The 16,248-nt window shown below is 45.3% G+C and carries 15 protein-coding genes; 5 read left to right on the forward strand and 10 right to left on the reverse strand.

Features of this window, described 5'->3' with window-relative positions; translation table 11 throughout:
* Nucleotides 1–55: 55 nt before the first annotated feature.
* The 5 genes from I1A42_RS10350 to glyA are packed head-to-tail and all read right to left on the reverse strand — an operon-like array spanning nucleotide 56 to nucleotide 6,599.
* Nucleotides 56–724: a sarcosine oxidase subunit gamma gene (locus I1A42_RS10350; RefSeq protein ID WP_196123432.1), complete on the reverse strand. Its 669-nt coding sequence runs from the start codon at nucleotides 722–724 to the stop codon at nucleotides 56–58.
* The gene (locus I1A42_RS10355; protein ID WP_230389374.1) at nucleotides 717–3,737 is read right to left on the reverse strand and encodes a sarcosine oxidase subunit alpha; all 3,021 of its coding nucleotides are present in this window, start codon (nucleotides 3,735–3,737) and stop codon (nucleotides 717–719) included. Before I1A42_RS10355 ends, I1A42_RS10350 begins: the two co-directional genes overlap by 8 nt.
* The gene (locus I1A42_RS10360; RefSeq protein WP_161156866.1) at nucleotides 3,734–4,036 is read right to left on the reverse strand and encodes a sarcosine oxidase subunit delta; all 303 of its coding nucleotides are present in this window, start codon (nucleotides 4,034–4,036) and stop codon (nucleotides 3,734–3,736) included. The genes I1A42_RS10355 and I1A42_RS10360 overlap by 4 nt, the downstream gene beginning before the upstream one ends.
* A 15-nt stretch (nucleotides 4,037–4,051) precedes the next feature.
* On the reverse strand, nucleotides 4,052–5,305 hold the full coding sequence (locus I1A42_RS10365) for a sarcosine oxidase subunit beta family protein (RefSeq protein WP_196123433.1): 1,254 nt from the start codon (nucleotides 5,303–5,305) through the stop codon (nucleotides 4,052–4,054).
* Nucleotides 5,306–5,333: 28 nt separating this feature from the next.
* Nucleotides 5,334–6,599, reverse strand: a complete 1,266-nt coding sequence (gene glyA, locus I1A42_RS10370; RefSeq protein WP_161156863.1) for a serine hydroxymethyltransferase — start codon at nucleotides 6,597–6,599, stop codon at nucleotides 5,334–5,336.
* A 367-nt stretch (nucleotides 6,600–6,966) separates the two neighbouring features.
* On the opposite strand from glyA, the gene I1A42_RS10375 reads away from it, so the two are divergent.
* Nucleotides 6,967–9,348, forward strand: coding sequence for a glycoside hydrolase family 3 C-terminal domain-containing protein (locus tag I1A42_RS10375; RefSeq protein WP_196123434.1), 2,382 nt, complete (start codon nucleotides 6,967–6,969; stop codon nucleotides 9,346–9,348).
* 268 nt (nucleotides 9,349–9,616) lie between these two features.
* The gene (locus tag I1A42_RS25210; RefSeq protein ID WP_196123435.1) at nucleotides 9,617–10,648 is read left to right on the forward strand and encodes a helix-turn-helix transcriptional regulator; all 1,032 of its coding nucleotides are present in this window, start codon (nucleotides 9,617–9,619) and stop codon (nucleotides 10,646–10,648) included.
* Between the two features lie 143 nt (nucleotides 10,649–10,791).
* Here I1A42_RS25210 and I1A42_RS10385 read toward each other — a convergent pair whose 3' ends face one another.
* A complete protein-coding gene (locus tag I1A42_RS10385) occupies nucleotides 10,792–11,217 on the reverse strand; it encodes a MarR family winged helix-turn-helix transcriptional regulator (protein ID WP_161156857.1) in 426 nt (141 codons plus the stop codon).
* A gap of 202 nt (nucleotides 11,218–11,419) precedes the next feature.
* Here I1A42_RS10385 and I1A42_RS10390 point away from each other — a divergent pair, with 202 nt between their 5' ends.
* The 3 genes from I1A42_RS10390 to I1A42_RS10400 are packed head-to-tail and all read left to right on the forward strand — an operon-like array spanning nucleotide 11,420 to nucleotide 13,693.
* Nucleotides 11,420–11,983: a non-oxidative hydroxyarylic acid decarboxylases subunit B gene (locus I1A42_RS10390; protein WP_196123436.1), complete on the forward strand. Its 564-nt coding sequence runs from the start codon at nucleotides 11,420–11,422 to the stop codon at nucleotides 11,981–11,983.
* Between the two features lie 34 nt (nucleotides 11,984–12,017).
* Nucleotides 12,018–13,457, forward strand: a complete 1,440-nt coding sequence (locus tag I1A42_RS10395; protein WP_196123437.1) for a non-oxidative hydroxyarylic acid decarboxylases subunit C — start codon at nucleotides 12,018–12,020, stop codon at nucleotides 13,455–13,457.
* Entirely contained in the window at nucleotides 13,457–13,693 is a 237-nt protein-coding gene (locus tag I1A42_RS10400; protein ID WP_161156851.1) for a non-oxidative hydroxyarylic acid decarboxylases subunit D, read from the forward strand. Before I1A42_RS10395 ends, I1A42_RS10400 begins: the two co-directional genes overlap by 1 nt.
* An 83-nt stretch (nucleotides 13,694–13,776) precedes the next feature.
* On the opposite strand, the gene I1A42_RS10405 is transcribed toward I1A42_RS10400, so the two are convergent.
* Genes I1A42_RS10405 through I1A42_RS10420 form a run of 4 tightly spaced genes read right to left on the reverse strand, consistent with a single transcriptional unit; the run spans nucleotide 13,777 to nucleotide 16,248 of the window.
* Entirely contained in the window at nucleotides 13,777–14,589 is an 813-nt protein-coding gene (locus I1A42_RS10405) for an FMN-binding protein (RefSeq protein ID WP_196123438.1), read from the reverse strand.
* Nucleotides 14,590–14,600: 11 nt separating this feature from the next.
* Nucleotides 14,601–15,053 carry a copper chaperone PCu(A)C gene (locus I1A42_RS10410; protein ID WP_196123439.1) on the reverse strand — a complete coding sequence of 151 codons (453 nt, stop codon included), beginning with the start codon at nucleotides 15,051–15,053 and terminating at the stop codon, nucleotides 14,601–14,603.
* Nucleotides 15,054–15,095: 42 nt separating this feature from the next.
* A complete protein-coding gene (locus tag I1A42_RS10415) occupies nucleotides 15,096–15,584 on the reverse strand; it encodes a TlpA family protein disulfide reductase (protein ID WP_161156845.1) in 489 nt (162 codons plus the stop codon).
* A complete protein-coding gene (locus I1A42_RS10420; protein ID WP_196123440.1) occupies nucleotides 15,574–16,248 on the reverse strand; it encodes an ABC transporter ATP-binding protein in 675 nt (224 codons plus the stop codon). Before I1A42_RS10420 ends, I1A42_RS10415 begins: the two co-directional genes overlap by 11 nt.

Here is a 16,248-nt window from a genome sequence, read left to right on the forward strand (position 1 = left end):
TACCTGCTCCATAAAAATAAGCCGAGCAGTGTGAAGTAGCCGCTCGGCTTCTTTATTATTTTTCAATCGTGAGGCCGAACTCTTTGCTGGCATCTATCAACCAACGCCAGATGTAATCCGCAAAACTGCGTCTGACAATTAAACGCCACTGATTTTCACCGCAGTGGTAGAACGTTGCGGAGCTTTTCGCTAACAACGAACCCGCGACTTTGCCGACCGGAAAAGAATTAGCATGAACATCCAACGAGGTACTCTTTTTTAGCACCTCAATGACGTTTAATCCCGTTAACTCAATCACGGTTTGTCCACCACTTTGATTCACAATAGAAAAATGACCGGTTAGCTTCTCGCGAAGCGCGACTTCAATGTCATACAACATATCTGCTGATGACAACACTAGCCATTCATCGGGACTCAACCACAAGATACTGGTCACGTCATTGGCAGCGGTCGTCAACGGTTTAGTCGGCAGTGCCAACCCAAGAACGTTAGTGACACCTTCAACAAATGCTTCATTATCGGCATTGCCGCGAATAATCAAATGTCCCATCAGAGCAAGCTCTTTGATCACAACACCAGATTGGCGAGTAGCAGGCTGCACGATCCCCCTTTTTTGACTATCAGAAATAGGCGATTGAGCTGGCGTTTCTGAATACTGATCCATGACGGCAACGAGAGGGGTTACTGGCGTTAATTTCTTTTCAGGTGAAAGTACATCAGACATGTTGACGCTCTCCTTCTGGGTCAAAAAAGACTGGGCTACAGATTTCGGCTTCGATAACTCGGCCATCAACTAATGGGTAATACACCTTTTCCCCCATGCGATTTTGACCATCAATAATGAATCCCATGGCAATACTTCGGTCTAAATTCGCGCTCCAATAACTTGAACTCACATGACCAAGCATGGTCATTGGAATGGGTTGATTGGGATTAGCTACCGCTTGAGCGCCTTCTGGCAAAATTACCTTAGGATCTAGGGTTTTCAAACCAACAAGTTGTTTTCGAGCGGAGCGTGCATTAGCCTCAAGCGCCATACCCCGTTTGCCAATAAAACTAAAGGGCTTGTTTTTGCCAACACACCACGCCATTCCTAAATCATATGGAGTGACGGAACCATCGGTATCCTGACCTGTGATAATAAAGCCTTTTTCAGCACGCAGAATGTGCATAGTTTCGGTGCCGTATGGCGTAAGTTGATACTTCTCGCCATGCTCAAAGAGTTTATCCCACACATATTGGGCGTAATTAGCTTGCACGTTAATTTCAAACGACAGTTCACCCGTAAAGGAGATACGAAATACCCGAGCAGGCACTCCGGCCACTTTGCCCTCTTTCCAATCCATAAACTTAAAGGTATCACCACTGAGATCGATGTCAGTCAATTCTGCCAACAGCTTGCGGCTGTTAGGACCGCCCAATGTCATGGTTGCCCAGTGATCGGTTACACTATTGAAATAAACTTCTAACTCGGGCCATTCGGTTTGATGATAAAGTTCTAGCCATTCAAGCACATGAGCAGCACCACCTGTGGTTGTGGTCATGAGAAAATGGTTCTCGCCTAGACAAGAAGTCACCCCATCATCAAAAACCATTCCATCTTCACCACACATTACGCCGTAACGGCATTTACCTACCCCCAACTTAGTCCAAGCATTGGAATAGATGCGACCGATAAATTCTCGCGCGTCCTTCCCCTGAATATCGACCTTGCCCAGCGTAGAGGCATCAATAATACCGACGCTTGAGCGCACGGCTTTACATTCGCGATTGAGCGCTTCTTGCATGGTTTCACCTGCTTTAGGGTAATACCAAGGACGTTTCCAAAGGCTCACATCTTCAAATTTTGCCCCATGTGCTACATGCCATTCATGCATCGCGGTATAACGCAGCGGATCAAATAGTTCATCACAGTTACGCCCAGCAATCGCACCAAAGGTTACGGGGGTATAGTTGGGCCTGAAAATGGTGGTTCCTGTCTGTGGAATGGTTTGCCCTAACTTTTTGGCTGCAATGGCCATCCCATTGATATTGCCCATTTTGCCTTGATCGGTACCAAAGCCTAACGCGGTATAACGTTTAACGTGTTCAATCGATTCAAACCCTTCTAAGGTTGCCAACTCAATGGCCGCAGCAGTTACGTCGTTCTGATAATCTACAAATTGCTTTGGTGCACGCGAGGTGGGCTTTGTGTGCGGAATATGGAATAGAGCCATAGGTTGCCCCACCTTAGGAGATGACACTTTAGGGCAGCTCATCACACTGCTGGCAAAATTGAGGCGTTTCACAACGCTCTGACCAACTTCAAACCCTTGTTCGATAACCTCTGCGAGAGTCTGCAAGCCATTGATTGAACCTGCAGTAAGCTGTCGTTGAATGGTTTCTCCAGGCACAAACCCAATTGCTTGTTCATCCCAGACTGGGCGACTACCAGAGTGACAAGACAAGTGGACAACAGGGCTCCAACCACCCGAACTTGCGACGGTATCACAAGCGATAATTTCCGATTTTCCAATAACTTGGTCACCCGCATCGTTGAGCTTAGCAACCACAGCGCCTTGAACGCGCTTCGTTCCTGTCACATCGATAACGGCACTGCCTGTAATGATTTTGATCCCAAAGGCTCGCGCCTTATCAATCAAATCCCCCGACACACTTTGGCGTGTATCGACAATAGCACTAACGGGCTTACCCGCTGAGAACCAATCAAGAGCGGTTTGATAGGCACTATCGTTAGTCGTCATTAGTACAAGACTAGAACCGGGTATAACAGCATAACGATTGATATAAGTAGCCACAGCAGAAGCAAGCATACAACCCGGAACATCATTGTTACCGTAAACCAATGGACGTTCATGCGCGCCAGTGGCGAGCACAACCCAATTAGCTCGGACACGATGAATGCGCTGGCGAGCTTTGTCACGCCCGACAAAATCGGTGAGATGATCGGCTAAACGTTCATGAATGGTTAAAAAGTTATGATCGTGGTAGCCATTAACCGTCGCACGATTGAGCATCGTCACATCTGGATAACCCGCCAGCTCTTCGATAGTGTCAGCCACCCAATCCAGCGCTGGCTTACCATCAATCACTTGGTCGCCACATAATAAACTACCGCCGAATTCATTCTGCTCATCAGCGATAATCACTCGCGCGCCAGCCCGGGCAGCACACAAAGCGGTCATTAACCCTGCTGGCCCCGCCCCCACGATCAACAGATCACAATGTTGGTTCATATGATCATAGATGTCCGGATCGGCTTCGGTTGGTGAACGTCCCAAGCCTGCTGCTTTACGAATATACTTCTCATACGTTGGCCACATTTTGGCAGGTGACATAAAGGTTTTGTAGTAAAAACCTGGAGGCATTAGTCCCGCGCCTACCTTACCAACTAGTCCCATGACATCAGATTCAACATTAGGCCAACCGTTGGTTGAAGTGCAAACCAAACCTTCGTACAACTCTTGTTGAGTTGCACGCACATTAGGAATTTGGGTGGCCTCTGTTGCGCCCACTTGTAAAATCGCGTTTGGCTCTTCAGGACCGGCGGCGATAATTCCGCGTGGACGACTGTATTTGAAGCTACGCCCGACGATATCGATACCATTCGCCAATAAAGCGGATGCAACAGTATCGCCCTCAAAACCCTGATATTGTTTGCCATTAAAGGTAAAACTGAGTGGTTTGGCGCGTTCAATACGTCCACCAGACATTAATCGATTGGGTTGACTCATCATTCCACTCCTTGGGTCGATTCTTCAGCGGGTTGGGGCTTTTCACCCATTTTGTACACCTGCTTAATTTCATACGTCGCGGTATCACGAGCGATATTGAAATACTTACGGCATCCTGCCGAGTGGTGCCACATTTCGTGATGAAGCCCCTTTGGGTTAGTACGAAAATGGAGAAACTCACCCCATTCTTTATCACTGCAATTATCAGGGTCTAACGGACGCTCAAGATGTGCTTGGCCGTGGGGATGAAATTCCTCTTCACTACGCATTTCTTGGCAATAGGGACAATAAATATGAAACATTTTGCTCTCCTTAGCTTAGTGTGCGACCGCAGACGCGCCGTGCTCATCAACCAGTGAACCATCATGAAAGCGAAACATTGAGAACGGTTTCGCCAACTCATGCAGTTCCCCTTTTGCTAGCGTTGCGGCAAATACATTGCCAGACCCTGGCGTTGCCTTGAATCCACCCGTTCCCCAACCACAATTGAAGAACAGATTATCAACGGGGGTGTCGGTGATAATTGGGCAAGCATCATTGGTGGTATCAACAATCCCACCCCATTGACGGTTCATACGTACCCGACTAAATATGGGGAACATTTCCACAATGGCTTGGATAGTGTGTTCAATCGTAGGATAAGATCCACGTTGACCGTAGCCGTTGTAGCCATCAATACCCGCACCAATGACCAAATCGCCTTTATCCGATTGACTGACATAGCCGTGTACATGATTAGACATAACGACAGTATCGATGACGGGTTTGATCGGTTCAGAAACGAGGGCTTGTAGGGGGTGAGACTCTAACGGCATTTCGAAGCCCGCGCGTTTTGCCATGACGCCTGAATGTCCAGCGGTAACACAACCAACACGATCGGCTTTGATCACGCCATGGCGATCGGTTTTCACCCCAACTACCGTGCCATCTTCAATTTCAAAACCTAACACTTCCGTCTGTTGAATTAGATCAACCCCCATGCTGTCCGCACCCCGAGCAAAACCCCATGCGACCGCATCATGACGAGCGATACCAGCACGCGGCTGCCATGATGCTCCCATCACCGGATAACGGCGATTTTGTGAAATATCCATCGCAGGGACAATTTCTTTTACTTGCTTGGCATCCAACACTTCGCCATCAATGCCCTGCATACGGTTGGCGTTCACACGTCGTTCAATATCACGCATATCTTGTAAGGTATGACCTACGTTCAAACAGCCTCGCTGAGAGAACATCACGTTGTAGTTCAAATCTTGCGATAACCCTTCCCAAAGCTTTAAAGAGTGTTCAAAAAGATTGGCGGCCTCATCCCATAAGTAGTTTGAGCGTACAATCGTGGTATTACGCGCGGTGTTACCGCCCCCTAAATACCCTTTTTCAATCACTGCAACATTGGTGATACCGTGTTCTTTCGCAAGATAATAAGCCGTTGCTAAGCCGTGACCACCGCCGCCAACAATGATGACGTCGTACTTTTTCTTCGGCTGTGGATTTCTCCATAGACGCTGCCAGTTTTCGTGATAACCAAAGCTATGTTTTAACAGCCCAAATCCCGAATAACGTTCCATAATTGTTCTCCTAGTTTCCTTTCCGGGCTTAGCGGTACACAGGAAAATCTGCGCATAACGAGATGACCTGAGACTTCACTTGTTGGATTTTTTCTTCCAATAATTCATGGTTATCGAGGACATCAAGAATGTCAGCGATCCAACCGGCCAGCAGAGTGCACTGCTCTTCTTTAAATCCACGGGTCGTTATCACTGGGGAACCGATACGTAATCCAGAGGTGACAAACGGTGATTGAGGATCGTTAGGTACGGCATTTTTATTCACGGTAATGTTAGCGCGACCTAATGCGGCATCGGCGGCTTTACCGGTTAATCCTTGCTTAACTAAACTTAATAAGAACAAGTGGTTATCTGTACCATTGGAAACAATGTCATAGCCACGCGCAGCCAGTATTTCAGCCATAGTTTGCGCATTGATAATGACCTGCTGCTGATAAGCAACGAATTCTGGTTGCAGAGCTTCTGCAAAGGCGACCGCTTTTGCCGCTATCACATGCATTAAAGGCCCACCTTGCCCACCTGGGAATACGGCCGAATTTAATTTTTTCTCTAATTCAGGGTTTTCTAGAGCCAAAATTAGCCCACCCCGAGGTCCTCGCAGGGTTTTATGAGTTGTGGTTGTGACGACATCAGCCCATGGCACGGGATTGGGATAAAGTTTCGCGGCGACAAGCCCAGCCACATGCGCCATATCGACAAACAGATAAGCATCGACTTTATCCGCAATTTCTCGAAATTTAGCCCAATCGACTTTACGTGAATAAGCAGAGAACCCAGCCACAATCACTTTAGGCCGATGTTCTAACGCGAGCTGTTCAACTTGAGCGTAATCGATCTCGCCTGTATCAGGTGTGATTCCATATTGAACCGAGTTGTAGATTTTGCCGGAAAAACTCACTTTTGCTCCGTGAGTGAGGTGACCACCGTGATCTAAACTCATCCCTAAAATAGTGTCACCAGGTTGGCATAATGCGGCATAGACAGCAGAGTTCGCTTGTGAGCCGGAATGCGGTTGCACATTTGCATAGTCGGCACAAAAAAGACGGCATGCTCGCTCCATGGCTAATGTTTCAATTTGGTCGACATATTCGCACCCACCGTAGTAACGCTTCTCTGGATATCCTTCGGCATATTTATTAGTTAGCACGGAACCTTGAGCTTCCATAACCCGAGGACTTGCGTAGTTTTCTGACGCAATCAGCTCGATATGTTCCTCTTGACGCGTCGCCTCAAGTTGCATTGCCTGCCATATTGCGTCATCGAATCCCTCAATCGAATCGTCTTTTGTAAACATCTTATCTCTCCATGCCGACGTTGTTATTGCCGTCGTTTTCTCCCTTGGTGTAATTAAGATGTTATAGACAGAGCCATTCGGAGAACTGTTTATTAGCGTCTAGGGAAGGTCGATTTGCGACATAATGAAGTCACGATTCTCCAGAGCCTCAAGCGTTTACTCGAACGAGCATTTGTTTGATTTTACTTCCAGAACATACGATTTCACCGAAAAGCAAAAAACTGCCACCCCACAGCACAAAAATCGCGTATTAACTGGTCTACAGTCAGCTTGAGATAGCAGTTAGAGGGCGCTGCTATTCATGAACCATCACCTCTCTACCCCTCTGACATAAATTATTAAAAATCAAATAAATAAGGATAGAACAATGAAATCTGTCACCTCACTATTTCCGCTTAGTGCGGTCGCTGCAGCACTTGCCTTGGCATGTTCTCCAGCGGTTATAGCGGCTCACCATTCTGATCATGGACAGAAAGTGACTCCCGAAATGTTAGCCACCCAAATCGTCAAAAAAATGAGTATAACTCAACGGCTCACGATCCTAGTTGGCCCCGGTTACGGCTACGATGGCAACAATGCATTAAAAACGGTTGAAGGCACTGCTGGATACATTAATGGTCTTGCTGATGAAGATAATGGCATCAACCTTCCTGCCGCCGTGCTGTCTGATGGCCCAGCTGGGATTCGTATTGATCCTACTCGCGATGATGATTCCGGAACCTATTACGCAACCGCTTTCCCGGTTGGCACTTTACTCGCGTCTAGTTGGGATACCGCACTCGTTGAAAAAGTAGGTGAAGCGGTCGGAGAAGAAGCGCGTGCGTATGGCGTTGATTTTTGGCTAGCCCCAGGAATGAACATTCAGCGAAATCCACTTAACGGTCGAAATTTTGAATATTTTTCTGAAGACCCTCTGGTCGCTGGGAAAATAGCCGCGGCAGAAACGCTAGGGGTTCAATCGCAAGGGGTTGGCGTCACCATCAAGCACTTTGTGGCCAATAACTCTGAAACCAATCGAATGAACGTGGATAATATTATTTCACCTCGTGCGCTGCGTGAAATTTATTTACGTGGGTTTAAAGATACCGTTGAAACAGTACAACCTTGGGCGTTAATGACGTCCTATAATAAAGTAAATGGAACATATACATCTCAACATCATGATTTAATTACCGATATCCTGCGCAATGAATGGGGATTTAAAGGATTAGTGATGAGTGATTGGTATGCCGGTGACAGCGCGTTAGACCAAGAAAATGCGGGCAACGATCTGTTGCAACCAGGCGGCACTAATTCAGTCAGCGGTGAAGAGCAGTTGAGCGTCTTAGAAAAAGCCTACTCAGCAGGTACGCTCACTGAAAAAACCATTACTGAAAATGCGATTCATATCGTGACGCAAATGATCAAAACCCCTTCATTTATCCAAGAAACACCAAGTAATTCACCGGATTTAGATGCACACGCAACGCTTTCCAAACAGGCAGCAGAAGAAAGTATGGTGTTGTTGAAAAACGATGCTTCTACATTGCCTCTTTACAGTGGTCAAACCGTCGCATCATTTGGTATCGCTCAATACACGACCCGTAAAGGCGGAACAGGTAGTGGGGATGTGCACAGTGAACACACCATCAACATTGCAGATGGGTTAGCGGCAGAATTTACAGTGGATAGTACTTTAGAAGATCTCTATAGCACTTGGTATAGCGAAAATAGAACCGAGGATACAGACTCTCTGGGCATCAGTACGATTTATTACTGCGATGAACCAGAGTTCAGTGACGACCAAATTACTCGTGCAGCTAAAACCGACAGTGTTGCTGTTATTAGCCTATCGCGCTTGTCTGGCGAAGGTTCCGACCGCACCGATACTGAAGGTGACTACTTGCTTTCTAGCGATGAAACCGATCTTATTAGCCGAGTTTCTGAAGCATTCCATGCTCAAGGGAAAAAAGTGGTCGTGATTCTAAATGTACCGGGCGTGATAGATATTGAATCCTGGAAATCCGATGTCGATAGTATTCTCCTTGCTTACATGCCAGGCCAAGAAGCCGGCACCGCTATTGCCGAAATTCTCGCAGGTGTGACAAACCCGAGTGGGAAATTGGCACAAACCTTCCCTAAATCATATTCTGATGTACCATCAGCTGACTCCTTTGATGGTGTTGATACAGATGACGATGGCACAATAGATACTAACTATTATGATGATGGCATTATGGTTGGTTACCGGTATTACAGCAGCAATGATGTCGACGTTTCTTACCCATTTGGTTATGGCTTGTCCTACACCAACTTTAGCTATTCTCATCCACGAGTAGTGAATAACAACGTGTCGCAGAGCAAAGAAAATGGATCGGTCGAATTAAGTGTCACAATAACCAACACCGGTAATGTAGCAGGCAAAGAAATTGCCGAAGTTTATGTAGCAGCGCCCCAAAATGGCCTAACCAAACCTAACTATGAGCTAAAAGCTTTCAATAAAACGCATACATTGCAGCCGGGTCGTCGTCAAACCTTGGACTTTGTAATTCCTACCCGCTGGTTAGCCAGCTTTGACGCAGCAAACAACCAATGGATCGTCGCATCCGGTAGTTACAAGGCTTACATCAGCCCATCATCTGATATTTCTCAAATCACCCCGGTCACATTTAGAGTTAATCGTCCGATCGTGATACCAACCACTGCAAATGCCATGGCTCTGCCATCAGGAATAAGCGTGACCGCAACGGGAGGTGTCGTCACACCGTAATAATATATCATCCAATAACCTCAAAGACGCTGACTCAGCGAAAATGTCCTCACGGTTCGGGAACTCATCTTGAGGTTATTTGGATATAACTATGACTAAGCTCTCGTTTTCATTTTTTAATAACTATTTTGATTTTATCTTGAAGGAATTGCGGGCTTAGTCATAAATCCAAACGCCCTATTTGTTGTTCTCTTCAATTCGTTATAAATTTATTTAACAACAGGATAAACAATAATAAATAACGTTTACCAATAACAGGAGAACAGTGGTGGGAAGCTGTGCTAATTGGATCGCAATCGATATTTTAGATTATCTAAAACAACGAGGAGTTCGACCTGAAATTATACTGTTACATTCTGGAATAACGACCGACGAATTAGAATGTAATAATGGCAGACTTAACCAGCAACAGTATTGGGCATTTTTAACCTCTTTACTAAATTATAAATCCTTATTTTATGAATACTTAATTGAACAAAGGCATTCTCCTGAAACAATTCACTTTGTGTACCAACGTTATCCTGAGTTAATTGGCCTGTGTTTAAATAGCCCTGATGTCGCCACAGCCTTGCAAAACTTTGTTGAAAATCGTGTATTGATTGAAGATACTAATCGCCTAACACTACAATATTGTCAGAATTATTGGCAAATAGAATTAGATAATGAACAACCTGATAATATTCTAAGTTTAGGTGCAATAAGCAACTTTATTCTCATCTATAATTTATTAGGATTTTATTGCCAAATCCCACATGTAAAAATAAACATTAGTCACGTTCCTTCAAGTTATCAGCATCATTTTAATCAATTTTTTAACGATCAATGTGAATATAATCATCACACCCAATCAATGTTAGTTTATAAAGATTCATTAACCATAAAAAACTCGCAGTTTAATCATTCTTTATACCAACTACAAAAAATAGAAATTAAAAAGAAATGCTTTACCAATAAAGCCTCGGAGCCATGGGATAGTATTGTTGCCGAACTGGTGGAAAAGCTAATAGAGCAACCAGTACCAACCACTAATAGTCAGTTATTAGTAAAAGTATGCCGCCAATTAAATATTAGTCGATGGACACTCAACCAACGTTTACAACACAATCACACTCACTTTACCAAAGTGGTGCATCAGGTCAGAATTAAAAAGGCTTGTGATTTATTGATTAACACGAATCTACCGATGTTGGAAATAAGTCAGCGTTTAGGTCTATCTTCTCAAGCGGTATTTTCTCGGTTATTCAAATCGTCACTCAATTGTTCTCCTCTCGTATACCGTCGCTGCCATCAAGATAATTAATGATATAGGCATTCATTTCGTGATTAAACTTAACCTGCTCAATGATAGCGGTCTGAAGTCTGCGTATTGAGGGAATTGGGGAAACCAAAAACATAGAAATGGGGATCATTGTAGAGATGCTCCCCATTATCTAAAGAGTCTCATTATGCGCGATGTTTAGGCGTAACTAACTTTTTCAGCAAACGAATAAATTCATCGTGCTCTTCTTTCGTTAAACGCTCAAGGTAAACATCATCGACATTATTGGCTATCGGCGTTGCTTCATTGAGCAACTCTTCACCTTCGGGAGTTAAAAAAACAAACCGGCGACGTTTATCTGTCTCACTTTGCTCGCGACGAATTAAACCACGCTTTTCCATTCGTCCTAACATTTCGGCCAACGTCGCTTTTGTTGTGACAGAGGCATCCATCAATTCTACCTGCTCAATACCTGGTTGGTCTGAGACAGCTCGCATTACAGAATACTGTGGTTTCGTTAGACTAGGCATGCCACGCTGCCAACTTGCGGTATGTTCTTGAAACAACTTACGCATAAGGTGAAAAGCAACATGGTCTAATTTGGAATACATATTCTTTTACAACTCATCGATTATTGATAACTATCAACACTCTATCATAAGTTTCACAAAAGAGTGGTAGCCTAACTAGAAATGTGAGCGTGGACAGCAAAAAAGTTCGTGCACGATCTATTTTGTATTCGACCTATTGCATTTAATTGATAGATAGCATAACTTACCCTTAAAGTTCGTACACGAACATTAAGGGTATTCTATGAAACTTATAGTAGGAATAACCGGTGCTACTGGTGCACCGTTAGGAGTATCACTGTTGCAAGCGCTCAATGAGATTCCAGATGTAGAAACACATTTGGTTATGTCGCGCTGGGCAAAAACAACGATTGAATTAGAAACACACTACACAGCTCGAGAAGTCGCAGCGCTTGCCGATGTCACCTACAGTTCATCAGATCAAGCCGCGGCCATCTCCTCCGGTTCATTTAAAACTGACGGTATGATTATCATCCCTTGCAGCATGAAAACTCTCGCAGGAATTCGCGCTGGCTATGCCGATGGATTAGTGGGACGAGCCGCAGACGTGGTGCTAAAAGAGAATCGTAAACTCGTTCTTGTACCACGTGAAACCCCTTTGAGTACCATCCATTTAGAAAACATGCTCGCCCTCGCCGAAAAAGGCGTCACCATGATTCCTCCGATGCCTGCTTGGTATAACCATCCAGAAACCATCGATGATATTAAAAATCATATTGTTGCCCGCGTATTAGACCAATTTGATCTCGACTTTCCTAAAGCGAAACGCTGGCAAGGGCTCTCATAACGAATCGATTTATCACTTATTTAAGGAGTACATAATGGCGTACGATGATTTACGCAGTTTTCTGCAATCATTAGATGAACAGGGACAACTGCTACGAATCTCAGAACAAGTCAAAGCAGAACCTGATATTGCTGCCGCAGCCAATGCGACTGGGCGAATCGGTGAAGGCGCCCCCGCGATTTGGTTTGACAATATAGAAGGCTTTACCAACGCACGCGTCGCCATGAACACCATTGGATCTTGGGAAAACCATGCCATTTCAATGAACTTGGCACCGAACACGGCGGTTAAAGATCAAATCGCTGAGTTTATTCGCCGCTGGGATAATTTCCCTGTTGCTCCAGAGCGTCGCGATAATCCACCATGGGCTGAAAATACCGTTGATGGTGACGACATCAACCTATTCGATGTTCTGCCACTGTTTCGTTTAAACGATGGTGATGGCGGTTTCTATCTCGATAAAGCGTGTACCATTTCTCGCGATCCACTAGAGCCTGATAACTTCGACAAGCAAAACGTTGGCATTTATCGCCTTGAAGTCAAAGGTAAACGCAAACTGGGTTTACAACCGATTCCAATGCATGACATTGCGATTCATTTAAACAAGGCCGAAGAGCGCGGCGAAGATCTCCCTATTGCGATCACACTTGGTAACGAACCGATGATCACTTTAATGGGAGCCACACCATTGAAATACGATCAATCTGAATATGAAATGGCTGGTGCACTACGCGAAAAACCGTACCCAATTGCGACTGCCCCATTAACAGGGTTTGATGTTCCTTGGGGATCCGAAGTGATTTTGGAAGGGGTGATCGAAAGCCGCGTGCGTGAAATTGAAGGCCCATTTGGTGAGTTCACTGGGCACTATTCAGGCGGTCGCAATATGACAGTCGTGCGTATCGATAAAGTCTCTTATCGTACTAACCCTATTTATGAATCACTCTACCTCGGCATGCCTTGGACCGAAATTGATTACCTAATTGGGCCAGCAACCTGTGTGCCTCTCTACCAACAGCTGAAAGCAGAATTCCCTGAAGTACAAGCGGTTAACGCTATGTACACTCATGGGCTTCTTGCCATCATTTCTACTAAGAAACGTTTTGGTGGTTTCGCTCGCTCCGTTGGTTTACGAGCCATGACAACGCCCCACGGCTTAGGTTATGTGAAAATGGTGATCATGGTGGATGAGGATGTTGACCCATTCGATCTCAAACAAGTGATGTGGGCAATGTCTTCAAAAGTGAACCCTGCTGGCGATTTAGTACAACTACAAAATATGTCAGTACTAGAGCTAGACCCAGGCTCTTCACCTGCGGGGATCACCGATAAATTAATTATTGATGCCACCACTCCTGTTGCTCCAGACAATCGCGGTAACTACAGCCAACCAGTAAAAGATTTGCCTGAAACCAAAGAGTGGATCGGTAAATTACAAGCGATGATTGCTAAACAAAAACAGGAGAATAAATAATGATTTGTCCACGTTGCGGTGAAGACCATATTGAAATACTGGCAAAATCTCCCGTACCTGATGTGTGGGAAGTCTACCAATGCCAACACTGTTTATATACTTGGCGTTCCACTGAACCTGCTCGTCGTACCGACCCCGACTTATTCCCTGCAGAATTCAAAATGACCCAAGCAGACATCGATAACGCCCCCACTGTGCCATCGGTTCCACCGCTGTTGCCAGAGCACGAACGTTAATCTTTGCCCGCCAAGTTTGCCCTTGAGCTTGGAATAGTTCACTAAATTCATGATGAAAAAGGCAGCTCACGCTGCCTTTCTTCTTATAGATGGGCTTGCTCTTGAATCTTCTCTAATAATGGAGCGAAGCCGTTTTGCCCCATCCAATCATTAATCAAATTCTGCACACTATTACTGGTATTGGTTGCGCCAGAAATACTATCTATCGCATAGTCATCCAAAGACGCAGGATGTTTCGATATGACCTTAAACGCGGGCTTACCTTGTCGGTAAATCTGTTTACCGTGAAACTGTGCCAACCACGTTTGATCCGTCATGATATGCCCACCTAGTGAAGGCGTTTCGCCTTGCTGATAAAAAGCGATGTTATCAATGTGCCAATCATGGATGTCGAGGGCGATAAAACCTTTTAACTGGGATAAATACCCTTTGCCTTCGATAGGAAATACCACTTTATCGATGGCACCTTGCGGCTGTTTTACTAGGTAAATGAGGGCTTGGTCTGGTCGTTTGTTCATTCCTGCAAACAACTGACCATCGGCCATTGATGTGAGCGTTAATTGATGTGATTTCTGCCTCTGATGAAACGCCTCAATCGCTGCTTGATCTTCTGTTACCGACGCTTGTTTAAAATCCACCAGCACAGGCTGCAGATAAGTATGCATAATCTGCTTGGCACTAGCGTGGATTTGACCTAACCCCGCGACATCAAGCAAGGTTCGGCGTGGATCTTTATGCACGATTTTGCCACTGTCTTTGATATGTTGTGCCCCATCACTGCTAATGACCTGTTTTACCTCTTTGGGCGCAGAAGAATGACTATCATCAAAGCAGCCTGACAACAACAATACAAAGGGCACCAAGAGCGAACTTATTACGGTTTGATAGGGTTTCATCAGCCGCCTCCTTAACGTAAATGCATTGGTGCAACCCGGGCAATCACGGGAACTTCGCCTTGGTTGGTCATTAACGTCAGCGAAACCAGTTCGCCCTTTTTGAGTGGGTGCTTAAATCCCATTAACATCACATGCGCGGTATTGGGTGTCATGGCCAATTGTTGATGTGGGCCAATAATCAGATGTTTGACCATAAACATGACGCGTTTACCGCCTTCAAATTTGGTTTTATGCAACATGATCTGTTTGAACTCTTCACCGACTACCTTATTAATAATCAGAGGCTTATCTGACCGATTGTAAATCGTCATTTTTGAGCCAGTCGCATGTGCCCCCGCTTGCGGTAGAAAGATTTCTGCCTGACCGACTTCGATCTGATGAGCCGTTGGCGCAGCAAAAGACGCCATGGAAACAAGAGAGAAAAGCAGCACACTAATCTGCTTTAACCAAGAACAACAAGTCATGAATGATCCTTTTTATAAATTCTACTTAATTGAATCAGCAGGTTATTGAATAAGATTAACGTAGTGATCAAGGTCCATACCCGGTGAATATCCGATATGAATCTCTTTTAACACACCTTGTCTATCGATAAAGAAGGTGGTTGGGGTAGCGACCACTTGGTATTTTTCTTGGGTAATACCCAGTTGGTCTAAGCCTAGTGGTAACGAGACATTCAGCTTATCGGCAAACGCTTGCAAATCATCAGGATAGGGTTTAATACCCACCCCAATAAAGCGCATCTTATTGGGATGAGTGTCGGCGTAGTCTTGCCATGCTTTCATCATGACCAAACACGCACCACAAGTTGAAGACCAAAACTCGACCACCACTGGCTGGCCACGCAGTGATTCTAAGGTCATTTTCTGTTGGGCGTTATCCATGACCGCCAAATCCGGTGCGGGCGAACCAATCGCGAGCTTTTGCTCTTTACATCCGGTTAAAGCAACAACGGCTGCACACAGCACAGCCATTGTAAGATGCTTAATTCGCATGCATCACTTCCTCACCCATATATTTACCGTGCTGCAAACGAATAATACGGTCGGTATAACGCCCTAAATCTGGGTTATGGGTCACCATGATGATGGTACGGTTTTGCTTGTGCAAACGTTGGAAAATATCCAATACGATCTGTTCGTTCGCTTCATCAAGGTTACCCGTCGGTTCATCGGCAAACAGAATCGGACATTCATTCACGAGAGCACGCGCAATACAGACACGCTGCTGCTCACCACCTGAAAGCTGACTTGGTAAGTGATCGATACGATGCCCTAACCCGACATCTTCTAGCACTTTTTTCGCAGCTTCAATATCGGTGACACTATGGTAATGCTGCGCGAGCATCACGTTTTCCAACGCGGTTAGGTAGGGAATTAAGTGGAACTGCTGGAACAACAGGCCAATCTTTTCAGCGCGAAATGCGCGGCGACCATCTTCATCGAGACCCGCCGCATCTTGTCCATCGAGAATCACTTGGCCTTCCGTTGCGGTATCCAAACAACTCAAAATGTTCATTAGAGTGGTTTTCCCTGAACCGGACGCGCCCATGATCGCCACAAACTCCCCCTTACGAATGGAGATATTAATGTTGTCGAGCGCGTTTACTTGGTCAAAACGCTTACTTAGACCTTTGGTTTCAATCGCAAATTCAGACAC

Source organism: Vibrio nitrifigilis (assembly GCF_015686695.1).
Taxonomy (GTDB): Bacteria; Pseudomonadota; Gammaproteobacteria; order Enterobacterales; family Vibrionaceae; genus Vibrio; species Vibrio nitrifigilis.

Excerpts from the sequence above, each read along its gene's own strand:
- I1A42_RS10360 (WP_161156866.1), bottom strand. The coding sequence starts at position 4,036 with ATGTTTCATATTTATTGTCCCTATTGCCAAGAAATGCGTAGTGAAGAG.
- glyA (WP_161156863.1), bottom strand. The coding sequence starts at position 6,599 with ATGTTTACAAAAGACGATTCGATTGAGGGATTCGATGACGCAATATGG.
- I1A42_RS10395 (WP_196123437.1), top strand. The coding sequence starts at position 12,018 with ATGGCGTACGATGATTTACGCAGTTTTCTGCAATCATTAGATGAACAG.
- I1A42_RS10365 (WP_196123433.1), bottom strand. The coding sequence starts at position 5,305 with ATGGAACGTTATTCGGGATTTGGGCTGTTAAAACATAGCTTTGGTTAT.
- I1A42_RS10400 (WP_161156851.1), top strand. The coding sequence starts at position 13,457 with ATGATTTGTCCACGTTGCGGTGAAGACCATATTGAAATACTGGCAAAA.
- I1A42_RS10375 (WP_196123434.1), top strand. The coding sequence starts at position 6,967 with ATGAAATCTGTCACCTCACTATTTCCGCTTAGTGCGGTCGCTGCAGCA.
- I1A42_RS10410 (WP_196123439.1), bottom strand. The coding sequence starts at position 15,053 with ATGACTTGTTGTTCTTGGTTAAAGCAGATTAGTGTGCTGCTTTTCTCT.
- I1A42_RS10350 (WP_196123432.1), bottom strand. The coding sequence starts at position 724 with ATGTCTGATGTACTTTCACCTGAAAAGAAATTAACGCCAGTAACCCCT.
- I1A42_RS10390 (WP_196123436.1), top strand. The coding sequence starts at position 11,420 with ATGAAACTTATAGTAGGAATAACCGGTGCTACTGGTGCACCGTTAGGA.
- I1A42_RS10385 (WP_161156857.1), bottom strand. The coding sequence starts at position 11,217 with ATGTATTCCAAATTAGACCATGTTGCTTTTCACCTTATGCGTAAGTTG.
- I1A42_RS10415 (WP_161156845.1), bottom strand. The coding sequence starts at position 15,584 with ATGCGAATTAAGCATCTTACAATGGCTGTGCTGTGTGCAGCCGTTGTT.
- I1A42_RS10355 (WP_230389374.1), bottom strand. The coding sequence starts at position 3,737 with ATGATGAGTCAACCCAATCGATTAATGTCTGGTGGACGTATTGAACGC.
- I1A42_RS10405 (WP_196123438.1), bottom strand. The coding sequence starts at position 14,589 with ATGAAACCCTATCAAACCGTAATAAGTTCGCTCTTGGTGCCCTTTGTA.